The organism is Aeromonas sp. QDB62, from assembly GCF_027705695.1.
In the GTDB taxonomy this organism is placed as follows: Bacteria; Pseudomonadota; Gammaproteobacteria; order Enterobacterales; family Aeromonadaceae; genus Aeromonas; species Aeromonas allosaccharophila.
On record NZ_JAPDCD010000006.1, the window covers coordinates 33,998 to 48,941 of the forward strand.

The 14,944-nt window shown below is 60.9% G+C and carries 13 protein-coding genes; all 13 read right to left on the minus strand.

What is annotated here, in order from left to right:
- Positions 1 to 18: 18 nt before the first annotated feature.
- Positions 19 to 1,278 carry a cell division protein FtsA gene (gene ftsA, locus OKC27_RS04490; protein WP_005336148.1) on the minus strand — a complete coding sequence of 420 codons (1,260 nt, stop codon included), beginning with the start codon at positions 1,276 to 1,278 and terminating at the stop codon, positions 19 to 21.
- Positions 1,259 to 2,011, minus strand: a complete 753-nt coding sequence (locus OKC27_RS04495; RefSeq protein ID WP_042655677.1) for a cell division protein FtsQ/DivIB — start codon at positions 2,009 to 2,011, stop codon at positions 1,259 to 1,261. Before OKC27_RS04495 ends, ftsA begins: the two co-directional genes overlap by 20 nt.
- A gap of 98 nt (positions 2,012 to 2,109) precedes the next feature.
- Entirely contained in the window at positions 2,110 to 3,564 is a 1,455-nt protein-coding gene (murC, locus tag OKC27_RS04500) for a UDP-N-acetylmuramate--L-alanine ligase (protein WP_182938391.1), read from the minus strand.
- A 111-nt stretch (positions 3,565 to 3,675) separates the two neighbouring features.
- Entirely contained in the window at positions 3,676 to 4,758 is a 1,083-nt protein-coding gene (gene murG, locus OKC27_RS04505) for an undecaprenyldiphospho-muramoylpentapeptide beta-N-acetylglucosaminyltransferase (RefSeq protein ID WP_182938392.1), read from the minus strand.
- Positions 4,758 to 5,939 (minus strand): cell division protein FtsW, encoded by a 1,182-nt coding sequence (ftsW, locus tag OKC27_RS04510; RefSeq protein WP_042058675.1) that lies wholly within the window; start codon positions 5,937 to 5,939, stop codon positions 4,758 to 4,760. The genes murG and ftsW overlap by 1 nt, the downstream gene beginning before the upstream one ends.
- A 91-nt stretch (positions 5,940 to 6,030) precedes the next feature.
- Positions 6,031 to 7,314 carry a UDP-N-acetylmuramoyl-L-alanine--D-glutamate ligase gene (gene murD, locus OKC27_RS04515; RefSeq protein WP_182938393.1) on the minus strand — a complete coding sequence of 428 codons (1,284 nt, stop codon included), beginning with the start codon at positions 7,312 to 7,314 and terminating at the stop codon, positions 6,031 to 6,033.
- A gap of 4 nt (positions 7,315 to 7,318) precedes the next feature.
- Positions 7,319 to 8,401, minus strand: a complete 1,083-nt coding sequence (mraY, locus tag OKC27_RS04520; protein WP_005355120.1) for a phospho-N-acetylmuramoyl-pentapeptide-transferase — start codon at positions 8,399 to 8,401, stop codon at positions 7,319 to 7,321.
- The gene (locus OKC27_RS04525; protein WP_182938394.1) at positions 8,395 to 9,750 is read right to left on the minus strand and encodes a UDP-N-acetylmuramoyl-tripeptide--D-alanyl-D-alanine ligase; all 1,356 of its coding nucleotides are present in this window, start codon (positions 9,748 to 9,750) and stop codon (positions 8,395 to 8,397) included. Before OKC27_RS04525 ends, mraY begins: the two co-directional genes overlap by 7 nt.
- Complete coding sequence (gene murE, locus OKC27_RS04530) at positions 9,747 to 11,279, minus strand: UDP-N-acetylmuramoyl-L-alanyl-D-glutamate--2,6-diaminopimelate ligase (RefSeq protein ID WP_182938395.1); 1,533 nt, start codon at positions 11,277 to 11,279, stop codon at positions 9,747 to 9,749. Before murE ends, OKC27_RS04525 begins: the two co-directional genes overlap by 4 nt.
- On the minus strand, positions 11,212 to 12,966 hold the full coding sequence (locus OKC27_RS04535; protein WP_270805971.1) for a penicillin-binding transpeptidase domain-containing protein: 1,755 nt from the start codon (positions 12,964 to 12,966) through the stop codon (positions 11,212 to 11,214). Before OKC27_RS04535 ends, murE begins: the two co-directional genes overlap by 68 nt.
- Positions 12,963 to 13,277, minus strand: a complete 315-nt coding sequence (gene ftsL / locus OKC27_RS04540; protein WP_042058665.1) for a cell division protein FtsL — start codon at positions 13,275 to 13,277, stop codon at positions 12,963 to 12,965. The genes OKC27_RS04535 and ftsL overlap by 4 nt, the downstream gene beginning before the upstream one ends.
- A 3-nt stretch (positions 13,278 to 13,280) precedes the next feature.
- On the minus strand, positions 13,281 to 14,219 hold the full coding sequence (gene rsmH, locus OKC27_RS04545; protein WP_005336168.1) for a 16S rRNA (cytosine(1402)-N(4))-methyltransferase RsmH: 939 nt from the start codon (positions 14,217 to 14,219) through the stop codon (positions 13,281 to 13,283).
- Positions 14,220 to 14,678 (minus strand): division/cell wall cluster transcriptional repressor MraZ, encoded by a 459-nt coding sequence (gene mraZ, locus OKC27_RS04550; protein ID WP_042655670.1) that lies wholly within the window; start codon positions 14,676 to 14,678, stop codon positions 14,220 to 14,222.
- Between the last annotated feature and the right edge of the window lie 266 nt (positions 14,679 to 14,944).

Here is a 14,944-nt window from a genome sequence, read left to right on the forward strand (position 1 = left end):
CCTGACTCAGCAAAATTCTTAGAACTCGCCACGCAGCCAGTTGCTAACCCGTTTGACCAGGCCACCGACGCTTGCCTTGGCGGCATATTCTTTGTTGCTACCTGTGGCTTGATGGGTGCGGCCATATTGCAGCAACCCGACCGCAGTCGAGTACACCGGTGCCTGCACGTAATCACTCAAACCACGTATGTTCATGGGCTCTCCCACCCGGACCTGGCTCTGGAAGATCTGCTCTGCACACTCCACAATGCCTTCAATCTGGGCAGCGCCGCCGGTCAAGACCACACCGGCTGCCAGCTGATGCTTGACCCCCTGCGCTTTCAACTCGCTTTGTACCCGCACCAGCTCATCATTCACCATGGAGAGCAACTCGGTGTAACGGGGCTCAATCACTTCAGCCAGCGTCTGCCGTTGCAGGCTGCGCGCCGGACGACCGCCGACACTGGGTACTTCAATATTGTCTTCCTTGCTGACCAGACGGCCGAGGGCGCAACCGTAGCGCACCTTGATCGCTTCCGCGTCGAGCGGCGGCGTGCCGAAGGCGTAGGCGATGTCGCTGGTCACTGTGCTGCCAGCGTACGGGATCACCTTGGTGTGGCGCAGGGCACCGCCGGTAAACAGCGACATGTCCATGGTACCGCCACCGATGTCCACCACGCAGACACCCAGCTCCTTCTCGTCTTCGGTCAACACGGCATAGCTGGAGGCCAGCGCGGAGAAGATCAGTTGATCCACGCGCAAGCCGACCTTCTCCACACATTTCTCAATGTTGCGGGCCATGTCGTTGTGGCAGGTGATCAGGTGAACCTTGGCCGCCATCCGCACACCGGAGAGGCCAACCGGATTCTTGATCCCTTCCTGATAATCGATGGCAAACTCCTGAGGCAGCACATGCAGCACCCGCAGCTCGTCGGAGAGGCGAACCGACTTGGCGGTGTGGATCACGTTGTCCACATCCTCCTGGGTCACCTCTTCATCGGAGATGGGCACCATACCGGTCTCGTTGCGGCAGTCAATATGCTTGCCGGACAAACCCAGATAAACCGAGCTGATCTGGCAGTCGGCCATCATCTCGGCCTCTTCCACCGCGCGGCGCAGTGACTTGACCACGGAGTCGAGGTCATTGACCCCGCCCTTCTCCATTCCGCGGGAAGCGTGACTGCCCATACCGATGACGTTCAGTTCACCGTCCGGCAATACTTCCCCGACCAGAACCGCCACCTTGGTTGTGCCGATATCCAGTCCGACAATCAAATTCCTATCTGCGGTGTTGGTCATGCACTTTCTCTTCGCTCTTCTTCCAGCCAACTGCCATTCCGGTGTCATATCGAAGATCCACGTAGGCAACTTGCGCACGGGGTTCGATGACCGGGAAGGCATCGATAAACCGCTGCAACCGGAGCGCAATGTCATTGCGTCCCAGGAACAGCTTGATATTGCCATCCAGGGTCAGTTCCCAGGCATGGCGAGGGGTCAGATTCACCCCCAGCAACTTGTATCCCTTGGCAGCCAGTTGCGACTCGTACTGCCGACTCTCTTTCAACACCCGGGCGGCCTGATCATCCGGCCCTGACAGCTGCAACAGCGGCGTCTTGACCCGATCCGGGGCACTGAATACCGTGCCCCTGGTGTTGACAAAGCGGTTGCCATTCCAGCGCGCCGCCACATCTTGTTCCGTGAGGTAGATCTTGATCTTGTTCGGCCACTTCTTTCGTACCGAGACCTGAGCTACCCATGGCAGGGCATTGAGCCGTGCCTGCAATTCGTTGACGTCCAATTCGAAGAAGTTGCGCAGCTCGGCGCCATCCAGCACGGCCATCCGCAGCTCTTCGGTTTGCAAATACTGATGTTGCCCCTGCAGCAACAGCTCGCTCATGGGCAACCGGTTGGCATCTGTCAGCCAACCTTTAACGTCCAGCGCCGTCCGGTAGCAGCCCCATATCACCAGCAGGAAAAATACTACGCCTGCGATGAAGCCACCCTTGGTGCGCCCCTGTGCCCTTGCCTCCACCCGATCGTTCCCCGTGTAACGCGCTAATCCGGCCTTTTGACAGACCGGTTCGCCATTATATAGGCCCCGGCTTGGCGGTCAAAATACTCATTGGGCCCTCAGGCGCCAGATTTCATGCTATCTACGCTCAATTTCATCTCTCCGAGACGACGGGCAAGCGCCCCGACGTTCCCGGCGCCTTGAGTCAGCACCAAATCCCCCTCGCCAATCAGGTCGGCCAGCACGGCTGGCACGTCATCTGGCGTGGCGACGAAGATGGGTTCAAGGTTGCCGCGCGAGCGAATGGAGCGGCACAGTGCTCGTCCATCTGCGCCTGGGATCGGTTCCTCTCCGGCAGCATAAACCTCCAGCATCACCAGCACGTCAACCTTGGAGAGCACATCGGCGAAGTCCTCGTAGAGGTCGCGGGTGCGGGTATAACGGTGCGGCTGGAACACCATCACCAGACGTTTCTCGGGCCAACCGGCACGGGCGGCATTGATGGTGACCTTCACTTCACTCGGGTGGTGACCGTAATCGTCCACCAGCATCGCCTTGCCGCGACCGGTTTCAAACTCGCCATACTGCTGGAAGCGACGGCCGACCCCTTCAAATTTGGCCAGCGCACGGATGATGGCCTCATCGCTGACACCGTCCTCGGTCGCGACAGCTATCGCCGCTGCGGCGTTCAATGCGTTGTGAATACCCGGCAAATTGAGGGTCACCTGCAGCTCACCCGCCTCTTTGCGGCGAACCCGGAAGCAGCTGTGGTTGGTGGTCTGGACAAAATCCAGCACCTGCACATCCGCATCGTCAGAGAGACCGTAGGTCAGGGTCGGGCGGGCAATCTCGGGCAACATGCCACGGATCACCGGATCATCGATGCAGACCACCGCCAGTCCGTAGAAGGGCAGGTTGTGCAGAAACTCGATGAAGGTGGCCTTCAGCTTGGAGAAATCACCGCCGTAGGTGTCCATGTGATCCGCTTCGATGTTGGTCACGATAGAGACCATCGGCTGCAGATGCAGGAAAGAGGCGTCGCTCTCGTCCGCTTCGGCGATCAGGTAGCGGCTGCTGCCCAGCCGGGCATTGGTACCGGCACTGTTGAGCAGGCCACCGATGACGAAGGTCGGATCGCGGTCGGCTTCGGCATAGATGCTCGCCACCAAACTGGTGGTGGTGGTCTTGCCGTGAGTACCGGCAATGGCGATGCCGTGACGAAAACGCATCAGCTCGGCCAGCATCTCGGCGCGGCGCACGACGGGGATCCGCAGTTCGCGGGCGGCCAGCAGCTCAGGGTTGTCCTGCTTGATGGCGGTAGAAACCACCACCACGCTGGCACCCTCGACGTGTTCGGCACTGTGACCGACAAAGATGTGCGCGCCCAGTCCGGCCAACCGTTCGGTCACGGCGTTGCGAGCCAGATCCGAACCCGTTACCTGATACCCTTCGTTGGCAAGCACTTCGGCGATCCCGCCCATACCGGCACCACCGATGCCGATAAAGTGGATGCGACGCACGCGGCGCATTTCGGGGATCACAGTACGCAGTTTTGCCAGTTCAACCTTGGTCATAATCGTCTCTTTAGTCTGCCGCAGGCCATGTGCCGTCAAAGCGCGGCTGCACGGCGGCATCAATACATACAGGTACAAGGCTGCACGGTGTCACCGCTGCAACCTTGCTCATCAATCTTTACCACTCTGCCCGGTTGCGAGCTGTTTGCACTCATCGGCAACCCGCTCGGCCGCATCGGTAATGGCGACGCGACGAGCCGCTTTCGCCATGTTAAACAGGGTCTCCCGGCGGCCAGCCAGCCAGGTCAGGCGCGCCGCCAGTGAGGCGGTATTCAGCTCGGACTGGGGCAAGAACTCGGCCGCACCGCCGTCGACCAGGGTCAGGGCGTTACGGGTCTGGTGATCATCCACCGCATGGGGCAGCGGCACGAAAATGGCAGCCACACCGGCGGCAGCCACTTCGGAAACGGTCAGGGCACCGGCACGGCAGACCACCAGGTCGGCCCAGGCGTAGGCGCTGGCCATATCCTTGATAAATTCGCTCACCTCGCCATTGATGCCGTGTTGGGCATAGGCAGCAGAGACAGCCTCGGCATTGCCCTTGCCACACTGGTGACGCACTTCAATGGGCACACCGGCAGCCGCCACCGCAGCAGGTACTTGCTCGTTGAGCACCCGGGCACCCAGACTGCCACCGACGATCAGCAGATGCAGTGGCTCGGCTCCACTGCGCAGTTGCGGATCCGGCAGGGCGACCACTTCGGGACGCACCGGATTACCTACCACGGCGGTGCGACGGCTCGGCGCGAAGGCGCCCGGAAATGCCATCAGCACCCGCCTGGCGATACGCGCCAGCAGCTTGTTGGTCATGCCGGCAGCAGCATTCTGCTCATGGAGCAACAACGGGATGCCGGAGAACCAGGCCGCCACGCCACCCGGGCCAGAGGCAAAACCGCCCATACCGAGCACCACGTCAGGGCGAACGGTCTTGAGTACCTGACGTGCCTGCAGGATCGATTTGACGATGCGATAGGGCGCCACCAGCAGTCGCTTGATGCCGTTACCACGCACTCCCTGAATATCGATGAAGGAGATGGGATAACCGTGGGCGGGCACCAGCTCCGCCTCCATCCGGTCGGCAGTGCCGAGCCAGTGGACAGTCCAGCCCTGGGCCTTCAGGCGATCGGCCACGGCCAGACCGGGGAACACATGTCCACCGGTACCACCTGCCATCACCAACAGAGTCTTGCTCACTAAACCTCCCGCACGCGCGCCTGGGCTGTCGCCTGACGCAACTCAAAATCGATTCGAATCAACATGCTCACCGCCACCGCCATGATGATGAGACTGGAGCCACCGTAACTGACCAGCGGTAGGGTCAAGCCCTTGGTCGGCATCATGCCGCTGGCCGCGCCAACGTTGACGAAGGTCTGGAAGCTGAACCAGATGCCGATGCCGATGGCCAGATAGCCGTCATAGAGCCGCTCTGCCACCAGCGCGCGATGCCCCAGCTTGAGCGCCTTGATCGCCAGCGCAAAAATCAGGAACAGGGCGCCCAGCACCCCGACGTAACCCAGCTCTTCGCCGAGGATCGCAAACACGAAGTCGGTGTGCGCTTCCGGCAAGTACTCCATCTTCTGGATGGAGTTGCCAAGCCCTTCACCAAACCAGCTACCACGACCAAACGCCATCAGCGACTGGGTCAACTGGTAGCCGCTGCCGAACGGATCGGCCCAGGGATCCATAAAGGAGGTCACCCGCCGCATCCGGTAGGGCTCGACGATGATCAGCATCACCACCGAGCCGAGGCCCGCGCCGATCAGGGTCAAAAACTGCCCCAGTCGGGCACCGGCCAGAAACAGCATGCCGAACGAGGTGACGAACATCACCACGGTGGAACCCAAGTCCGGCTGCAACAGCAGCAAGACCGCCAGCACCCCGAACACCGCCAGCGGTTTCAGGAAGCCGATCCAGGCTTCGCGCACTTCGCTCTGACGCCGCACCAGATAACCGGCCAGATAGACAAACAACGCCAGCTTGCCAAATTCCGCAGGCTGCAGGTTGAAGGGGCCGAGCGGCAACCAGCGCACCGCACCGTTGACGTTGCGACCAACCAGCAGCACCAGCACCAGCATCAAGATCGCCAGCAGCAGCATGGGGCCGTTGTGCTGTTGCCAGCGCGCCATCGGCACCTGCAATACAAACCAGGAGATACCGAGCGCCATCACCAGAAACAGGGCGTGACGCTTCACGAACATGAAGGGGTCATCCCCCAGCGCAATCCCTTCGGGGATCGAAGCAGACGCAACAATGACCACCCCGACCGCCATCAGGGAGAGCGCCAGCAGTACCAGCTGCCGATCGTAGAGACCGGCAGGACGCGCCGGTAACAACCAGCGCTGGAACAGACCTGCTGCTGCGCGAAGGGCGTTCATAGTGCCAGCACCAGTTCAGCGGTAAGGCGATCACCGCGAACCTCGAAGGATGTGAAGAGGTTAAGCCCGTTCAGGCTGGCAAGGTAGGCGTTCATAGCATCTGTACCATCTCGGTAAAGCGATCGCCGCGCACCTCGAACGACTTGAACTGATCGAGGCTGGCACAGGCTGGCGCCAGCAGTACCCAGTCACCGTGCCGGGCATCGGCAGCCGCTTTGGCAACCGCAGCGGCCAAGTCGGCCACCCGTTCGGTCTGCTCGCCCAGTGCCAGCAGCACCTCGGCATCCTGACCGAAGCAGTACATGTGATCGATCTGGTTGCCCAGCAGCGCCTGGATCGGGCCAAAATCCTGCCCCTTGCCCTGACCACCGGCCAGCAGCAACAGGCGTCCCTTGACCGACTCGCGCACACCGGCAACGGCAGCTAGCGTGGCGCCCACGTTGGTGGCCTTGGAGTCGTTGATCCAGCGTACCCCGTTCACCTCGCGCACGAAGCGGGCACGATGGGGCAAGCCCTCGAAGCGGCGCAGCACGGTGAGCTGCGCAGCGCGGGGAATGCCGACCGCATCGCACAGCGCCATGGCGGCAAGGGCATTGGCCTGATTGTGGGCGCCGACAATCTTCATCTCATCCACCGCCAGCAGCGGTTCGCCGTGCAGGGTCAGCCAGTAGCGGCCATCCAGCAGGCAGCGGCCATAGCCATTGCAGTCGAGACCAAAGCTCTGCCACACCTGACCCACATCGGGCAGGGTCTGTGCATCGTCGCGATTGACCAGAATGTGTTTGGAGTGCTGATGGATCTCCATCTTGGCGGCGCGATAGTCGGCCATGCCCTGATAGCGATCCATATGATCCTCACTGAGGTTTAACACCACGGACGCGGCAGCACGCAGGCTGTAGGTGGTCTCGAGCTGGAAACTGGAGAGCTCCAGCACGCAGAGATCCATCGGCTGCTTGAGCAACTCCAGCGCCGGTGTACCGATATTACCGCCCACTCCGACCTTGAGCCCGGCTTCGGCAATCATCTCGCCCACTAGCGTGGTGACGGTGCTCTTGCCGTTGGAGCCGGTGATGGCGATGACCGGGGTCTGGGTCTCGCGGACAAACAGCTCGATATCGCCGATGATCTGCACGCCACGCTCGGCAGCGGCTTTCAGTTCGGGGGTCGCCAGCGCGATACCTGGGCTCGCGACGATCATGTGCGCCTGCTTGAGCAGTGCCTCATCGAGGCCATGGATCAGCTCCACCTCCGGCGGCAGTTGATCCTTGCCGGGCGGGTTGGCGCGGGTGTCCATCACCAGTGGCGTGACGCCACGGCCAAGGAAGTAATCGACACAGGAGAGTCCGGTTTTGCCCAATCCGATGATGATGACCATGGCCTTACCTCACCTTCAGGGTGGCAAGACCCAGCAGCACCAGCACGAGGGTGATGATCCAGAAACGCACGATAACGCGCGGCTCCGGCCAGCCCTTCTTCTCGTAGTGGTGATGGATCGGCGCCATGCGGAAGATCCGCACGCCGCGCAGCTTGTAAGACCCCACCTGCAGGATCACCGAGACAGTCTCCATCACGAAGACACCGCCCATGATCACCAGCAGGAACTCCTGACGAACCAGCACGGCGATGGTGCCGAGCGCGCCGCCCAGCGCCAGGGAACCTACGTCCCCCATGAATACCTGCGCCGGATAGGTGTTGAACCAGAGGAAACCCAGACCCGCCCCGACGATGGCGGTACAGACGATCACCAGCTCGGAGGTATAGGGCACGTAGGGAATGTGCAGGTAGTTGGCAAAGTTGACGTTACCGGTGGCCCAGGCAATCAGGGCAAAGCCCCCTGCCACCATCACGGTCGGCATGATTGCTAGGCCGTCGAGACCGTCGGTCAGGTTGACCGCGTTGGAGGTTCCGACGATGACAAAATAGGTCAGCACGATAAACATCAGACCAAGCTGCGGCATCACATCCTTGAGAAAAGGCACCACCAGCTGGGTCTGCCCCTCATGGGTCGCGGTGGCATAGAGGAACACCGCCACCGCCAGCGCTACCGCGGATTGCCAGAAGTACTTCCAGCGCGCGATCAGACCGTCGGTATTCTTGCGCACCACCTTCAGGTAGTCGTCGGCAAAGCCGATGGCGCCGTAGGCTCCGAGCACGAACAGCACCAACCAGACATAGGGGTTGTCGAGGCGGCACCAGAGCAGTACAGACGTGAAGATCGCAGCAATGATCATCAGGCCCCCCATGGTCGGGGTGCCACGCTTGCTGAGGTGGGACTCGGGACCGTCGTTGCGGATCACCTGACCGAACTTCAGGATCTGCAGGCGACGAATGAGGCGCGGCCCCATCCAGAGGGCGACCCCCAGACCGGTAATGATCGACAGGATGGCGCGAAACGTCAGGTAGGAAAAGACGTTGAAGAAGGTGAAGTGCGGGGTGAGCAGTTCGGCCAGCCAGACTAGCATGTGGCTGACTCCTGATGGCCTTTGACCATCTCGACGATATCTTCCATGCGGGAGCCACGGGCACCCTTGACTAGAATCGAAATTTCCTGATGTGTATTTATCATTTGCGCAAGCACTTCAAACAACGACGCCTTGTTATCGAAATGTCGGCCAACCGCGGCATCTGCGGTATGGCGACTATCTTCCCCCACTGTCAGCACGGCATCCAGACCGCGCTCGCGGGCATGACGGCCAACCCGGGCGTGTTGCTCGGCAGACTCCTCACCCAGTTCCCGCATATCACCGAACACCAGTACCTTGAAGCCGCCCATGGCGGTCAGGGTATCGATGCCCGCCAGCACGGATTCCACGCTGGCATTGTAGGTATCGTCCACCAGGGTCAGACCGCCCCAGCGCTGCACGCAGAAGCGTCCCTTGACCGGCGCCATCTGCTCCAGCCCCGCCTTGACACAGGCGAGGGATGCACCGAGGGCCAGACAGCCCGCGGCGGCAGCCAGCGCATTGGCCACGTTGTGGCGACCCGGGATCGCCAGAGTCAGGCTCAGCTCGCCCTGCGGGGTCACCATCACAAACTCGGCGCAGCCTTGCTCGTTGAGCACCATGTCGCGCGCGTGGAACGGCTGGCTCTGATCTTCGATGGAGAAGGCGCACTGAATGCCGCGTTCCCGCCACTTCGGCCAGAATTCGTTGTCGGCATTGACGATGGCGGTGCCACCCTCGCTCAAGCCCTCAAAAATTTCGCTCTTGGCGTGGAACACCCCTTCCAGCGAGCCGAAGCCCTCCAGATGTGCCGCTGCCACGTTGTTGATGATGGCGGCATCGGGTCTGGCCAATGAGGTGGTCCAGGCGATCTCGCCCGGATGGTTGGCACCCAGCTCCATCACCGCAAACTTGTGTTGCGGCTCGAGGCGCAGCAGGGTGAGCGGCACGCCCACCTCGTTGTTGAAGTTGCCAGCGGTGGCCAGCACTTCCCCTTCGTTGCGCAGGATGGCGGTCGCCATCTCCTTCACCGTGGTCTTGCCGCAGCTGCCGGTAATGGCCAGCACTTTCGGATTGATGCGCTCGCGCACCAGCTTGCCGAGTCGGCCCAGCCCCTTGAGGCTGTCGGCCACCACCAGCTGAGGGATGGCCAGCGGCAGTTCACGCTCGACCAGCAGGGCAGAGGCCCCTGCCTGAACGGCCTGCTCGCAAAAATCGTGGGCATCGAAGCGCTCGCCGCGCAGGGCAACGAACAGGGCACCCGCGCCCAGAGTGCGGGTGTCGGTACTGACGACGGTGATCTCGCCATCGTTACCAATCAGACGGGCATCGAGTACCTGCGCCAGCTCGGCAAGCCTGAGGGTCATCATTTGAATGACTCCAATAATGTGTGCAAGGCGGCCGCGACGGTTTCCCGGTCGCTATAGTGCCGCTTGTCGGTTCCAATGATCTGATAATCCTCGTGACCCTTACCGGCCACCAGGATGATGTCCTGTTTGCTCGCCTGACCGATGGCCAGCTCAATCGCCTTGACGCGGTCGTGCTCCACCTGCACCGCAGCAGGATCGCGAAGACCCGCCACCATGTCGGCCATGATCCGGGCCGGCTCCTCGGTACGGGGATTGTCGTCGGTCAGGATCACGCGATCCGCATACTGTTCGGCCATGGCCGCCATCATGGGGCGCTTGCCGCGATCGCGGTCGCCACCGCAACCGACCAGACACCAGAGCTGGCCTGTGCAGTGCACCCGCAGGGCCTGCAATGCCTTTTCCAGCGCATCCGGGGTGTGGGCGTAATCGACCACCGCCAGCGGCGTATCGCCACCGCCGAAACACTCCATGCGACCGGTCACCGGCTGCAATTGAGGCGCTGTTGCCAGCAGCTCGTGGAAGTCGTAACCGAGCACCAGCATCACGCCCATCGCGGCCAGCACATTGCTGACGTTGAAGCGCCCGAGCAAGGGGGCGGATAATACACCATTCCCCCAGCTGGAGTTAATCTGCGCGCGAAAACCTTGCTGGTGAAAATCGAGCTGCTGCGCCGTTAATTGACGGCCAGAATGGTGTTCAATCGGGCCGTCCACACTGAAGGCCACCGCTGCCGGGTATTTTTCTAGCCAATTGGCACCCAGCTCGTCATCCCGGTTAATCACCGCATTCGACTCATCGACCAGCTGCAGTAGCTGCTCCTTGGCGGCGCCATAGGCTTCCATGGTGCCGTGGTAGTCGAGGTGATCCCGGCTCAGGTTGGTGAAGACGGCGGCGGCAAACGGCAGCGCGGCGACACGGTGCTGCACCAGACCATGGCTGGAGACCTCCATCGCCACCAGATCCGCCCCCCGCTCTTGCAGCGCAGCCAGATTGGCTTGCACCTGCACGGCGCTACCGGTGGTGTTTTCCGCTTCGATCAGATTGCCAAACAGACCGTTGCCGATGGTGCCCATCACGCCCGCTTTGCCACCCAGCAGGGTGCGCCAGTTGGCGACCAGCAAAGCGGTAGTGCTCTTGCCGTTGGTGCCGGTGATCCCGACCAGCGCCAGTTTTTTCGCTGGCTGGTCGTAGAAATACCCGGAGAGCGCAGAGAGGTGAACGGGCAGATCCCGCATCCCGATACAGGGAACGGAAACCGCTGGCGCGATAAATTCACCATCCTCCTCAAACACAACAGCGGCCGCTCCCTGAGCCACCGCCTGTTCGATAAACCGTCTGCCATCCACCTGATGACCACGAATGGCCACGAAGAGTGAGCCGGGGCCGACCCGCCGACTATCGAGCTGGATATCGGTCAGGGTGAGCGCCGGCGCCTGGATACCGAAGGGGCGCAGTAATACATCAAGTGCGCGGGACAAGAGAGGCCTCCGTACGGGCAAGTTTGGTGGGCACCGCTGGCGGCACCGCATCGGGACGAATATTGAAGAGCTGCAGCACCCCGCCCATGGCCTCTGCAAACGGTGGGGTCGCCACGGCGCCGCCATAATAGGCGCTGCCTTTTGGCTCGTTGATCACCACCACCATGACGAAACGGGGATCACTGGCGGGCGCGAAACCGGCAAACCAGGCCATGTAATCCTTGCCATAGCCACCGGCGACGGCGACCTTGGCGGTACCACTCTTGCCGCCGACCCGATAGCCCGGGATCTTGGCTTTCGGAATGGCGTTGTCGACCACATACTCGAGCGCCTGCAACATGGCAGAGGCGTTGTTGTGATCGATCACCTGCTCACCCTTGGGCGGCGTAGTCACCTTGACGATGGAGAGCGGCACCCGTTTGCCCTTGTTGGCCAAGGTGGCATAGGCAGAAGCCAACTGCAGCGGGGTGACTCGCAGGCCATAACCGAACGAGAGGGTCGCCCGCTCGATATCGGACCAGCGACGGCGCTGAGGCAGCATGCCGCTGCTCTCACCCATCAGCCCGCTACCGGTATCCATGCCGAAACCGAACATGCTGAGGGTGTTGATCATCTCCTGCGCCGGCATCCGCAGCGCGATGCGCGACATACCGATGTTGGAGGAGTAGCGCAGGATGTCGTAGAGGTTGGTCGCCTTGTGGATACTGACGTCCTTGATCTGCTTGGCCCAGATAAAGAGCGGCCCGCCCTGGATGGTGTCTTTCCAGCTGGTCACGCCAGCCTGCAAGGCACTGAGCAAAATCAATGGCTTGATGGTAGAGCCCGGCTCGTAGGTATCGGTCACCACCCGGTTGCGCACCCGGAAGCTCTGATACTGGCCGCGGTTGTTCGGGTTATAGGAGGGGGTGTTGACCATGGCGAGCACTTCACCGGTCTTGATATCCAGCATCACCATGGAGCCGGAGGTCGCCTTGTTCTCGTCGGTCGCCCGCTTGAGCGCGCGGTAGGCCAGTGCTTGCACCCGCTGATCGATACTGAGTTGCAGATCGTTGGCGTTCTTGCCCTCTTTGACAAGGCCAAGCCGCTCGATGACCCGCCCCTGACGATCCTTGCGCACCCGCATCTCGCCGGGCGTCGCAGTCAGCCACTCGTTGTAGCTGCGCTCAATCCCTTCAATACCGCTGCCATCGATATTGGTCACCCCCACCAGATGGGCGCTGATCTCGCCGGTCGGGTAGAAGCGGCGCGCTTCGGGACGCAGGTAAATGCCACCCAGCTTGAGCCCCTTGATATATTCCGCCACGGCAGGGGTCACCTGACGCTGCAGATAGACGAAGCGCTTGCTGGGGTTGGCGATGCGGTGTTTGAGGGTATTGATGTCTAGCTTGAGCACGGCGGAGAGCGCCAGCCAGGCTCGCTCATTATTGATGGCACCGGATTCGTGGACGGTCTTGGGATCGGCCCAGACTGCTTCGACCGGCACCGAGACCGCCAGCTGCTCGCCGTTGCGATCGGTGATCATGCCGCGCACCGCCTGGGTGGAGGTGGTTCGCAGGGAGCGCATGTCCCCCTCCTGACGCAGACGATCCGGATTGATCACCTGGATCCAGGCCAGACGCAGGATCAGACCCACAAACGCGATGCCGATAAACACCGCAAGCGTGCGAAAGCGCCACGGATAGATCGATGGCGCTTTGACAGTCGCTTTGGCAGCTTTGGCTGTAGCCTTGCGTTTCATGGTTGGGTAATTACCTTCTCGGTGGTCACCAGCGGACGACCCATCTGCAACTTGTCCATCGCCAGACTCGCCACCCGGGAGTGTTCAGCCAGAGTGCCCTGCTCCAGCAGCAGATGGCGCCATTCGATATTGAGGCGATCCTCTTCCGCCATCAGATCGTTCTGCTGGGCCGTCAGACCTCGGGTCATGTTGGTCACCAGGATCACGGCAAACGCGGTCACCAGCACGGCGACCGACAGAAAAATCTGCAGCTTGTGCCGCCAGAGATCGGCAACGATCTCCTTGGCCAGATGAACACGCACTTCGCTCATCGCTTACTCCGCCAGCCGTTCGGCAACCCGCAGCACCGAGCTGCGTGACCGGCTGTTTTCAGATACTTCATGATCAGAAGGCTTGAGTGCCTTGCCGACCGACTTCAATTTGCGACCGCCAGCGAGCTGGGCTTCGGTCAACGGAATGCCGTAAGGCACTTCCGGCCCCTTCTCGTGCTTGCGGATGAAATGCTTCACCAACCGGTCTTCCAGCGAATGGAAGCTGATCACCGACAGACGGCCATGTGGTGCCAATACTTCCAGCGCACCGTTGAGCGCGGTTTCGATCTCGTCCAGCTCGCTGTTGATATAGATGCGAATGGCCTGGAAGCTGCGGGTTGCCGCATGCTTGCCCTTCTCCTTGCTCGGATTGACCCGGGCAATCATCTCCGCCAGTTGACGGGTACGCACATAAGGCTCGGTCACGCGGTCGTGCACGATGGCGCGGGCGATCTTCTTGGCAAAACGCTCCTCACCGAAGGTCTTCAGCACCCAGGCGATGTCATCCACATCGGCCTTGGCCAGCCACTCGGCGGCGCTCTGACCGGAAGTGGGGTCCATTCGCATATCGAGCGGACCATCTTTCATAAAGCTGAAGCCGCGCTCGGCATCATCCAGTTGGGGTGAAGAGACCCCCAGATCCAGCAGGAAGCCATCCACTTTGCCCAACAAACCGCGCTCATCCAGATAGGAAGCGATGCCGGAGAAGGGACCATGCACGATTTCGAAACGGGGATCCTGGATCTTGGCTGCTTCGGCGATCGCCTGCGGATCGCGGTCGATGGCGATCAGGCGGCCATTGGGACCAAGGTGCTGCAGGATCAGACGAGAATGACCACCACGGCCAAAAGTACCGTCGACGTAGACACCGTCCGGCTTGATGGCCAGACCTTCAACGGCTTCGTGCAGCAGCACTGTGATGTGTTCAGCGGCTTGGGTCATTTATAAAGAGAAATCCTGTAGTCGTGGTGAGCTTGCCCAATCGTCCCCGGGCAGACCCAAGATGTCGTCATTGACCTGTTGTTGCCAGCGGGCTTCATCCCACAACTCAAACTTGTTGAGCTGGCCCACCAGCATGATTTTCTTGTCCAGCCCCGCATGGTTGCGCAGTGGCTGACTGAGCAGCAGACGGCCATTGCCATCCAGCTCGCATTCGGTTGCATGTCCCAGCAGCAGTCGCTGCAAACGGCGCTCTTGCGGATTCATGCTGGAGAGGGTCTTGAGCTTGCGCTCGACCTCTTCCCATTCAGTCAGGGGATAAAGCAGCAGACAGGGATGGGCAATATCGATGGTACAGACCAGCTGGCCGTCGCTTTCATCGCGCAGCCAATCACGAAATTTGGTCGGAATAGCCAGCCGCCCTTTACTGTCCAGGCTGATAGCATGAGCGCCACGCAACAAATTGCAGTCCCTGAAGGTGAGTGAGCAGGCAGATTGCCCCTCTAAAAACCACTTTAATCCACTTTTCCCCACGTTGAAGTTTAAGGACGTGCAGGGGGCTTTTCAAGCAAGGAGATGGGACAGAGGGAACATATTGACGCAGCATTTGCATACTGCGGATTGAGTGGGTTGATTTTCCACAAGTTATTTGGCGTTAAACTCTGGTGATTAATTGAAATAAGTGAATGAACTGAGAACAGACACAATATGCGGGTGCGAACAGCCAT

Coding starts and splice junctions, on each gene's coding strand:
- ftsA (WP_005336148.1), bottom strand. CDS start 1,278: ATGACCAACACCGCAGATAGGAATTTGATTGTCGGACTGGATATCGGC.
- murC (WP_182938391.1), bottom strand. CDS start 3,564: ATGACCAAGGTTGAACTGGCAAAACTGCGTACTGTGATCCCCGAAATG.
- ftsW (WP_042058675.1), bottom strand. CDS start 5,939: ATGAACGCCCTTCGCGCAGCAGCAGGTCTGTTCCAGCGCTGGTTGTTA.
- murD (WP_182938393.1), bottom strand. CDS start 7,314: ATGGTCATCATCATCGGATTGGGCAAAACCGGACTCTCCTGTGTCGAT.
- mraY (WP_005355120.1), bottom strand. CDS start 8,401: ATGCTAGTCTGGCTGGCCGAACTGCTCACCCCGCACTTCACCTTCTTC.
- OKC27_RS04525 (WP_182938394.1), bottom strand. CDS start 9,750: ATGATGACCCTCAGGCTTGCCGAGCTGGCGCAGGTACTCGATGCCCGT.
- murE (WP_182938395.1), bottom strand. CDS start 11,279: ATGCGGTGCCGCCAGCGGTGCCCACCAAACTTGCCCGTACGGAGGCCT.
- OKC27_RS04535 (WP_270805971.1), bottom strand. CDS start 12,966: ATGAAACGCAAGGCTACAGCCAAAGCTGCCAAAGCGACTGTCAAAGCG.
- ftsL (WP_042058665.1), bottom strand. CDS start 13,277: ATGAGCGAAGTGCGTGTTCATCTGGCCAAGGAGATCGTTGCCGATCTC.
- rsmH (WP_005336168.1), bottom strand. CDS start 14,219: ATGACCCAAGCCGCTGAACACATCACAGTGCTGCTGCACGAAGCCGTT.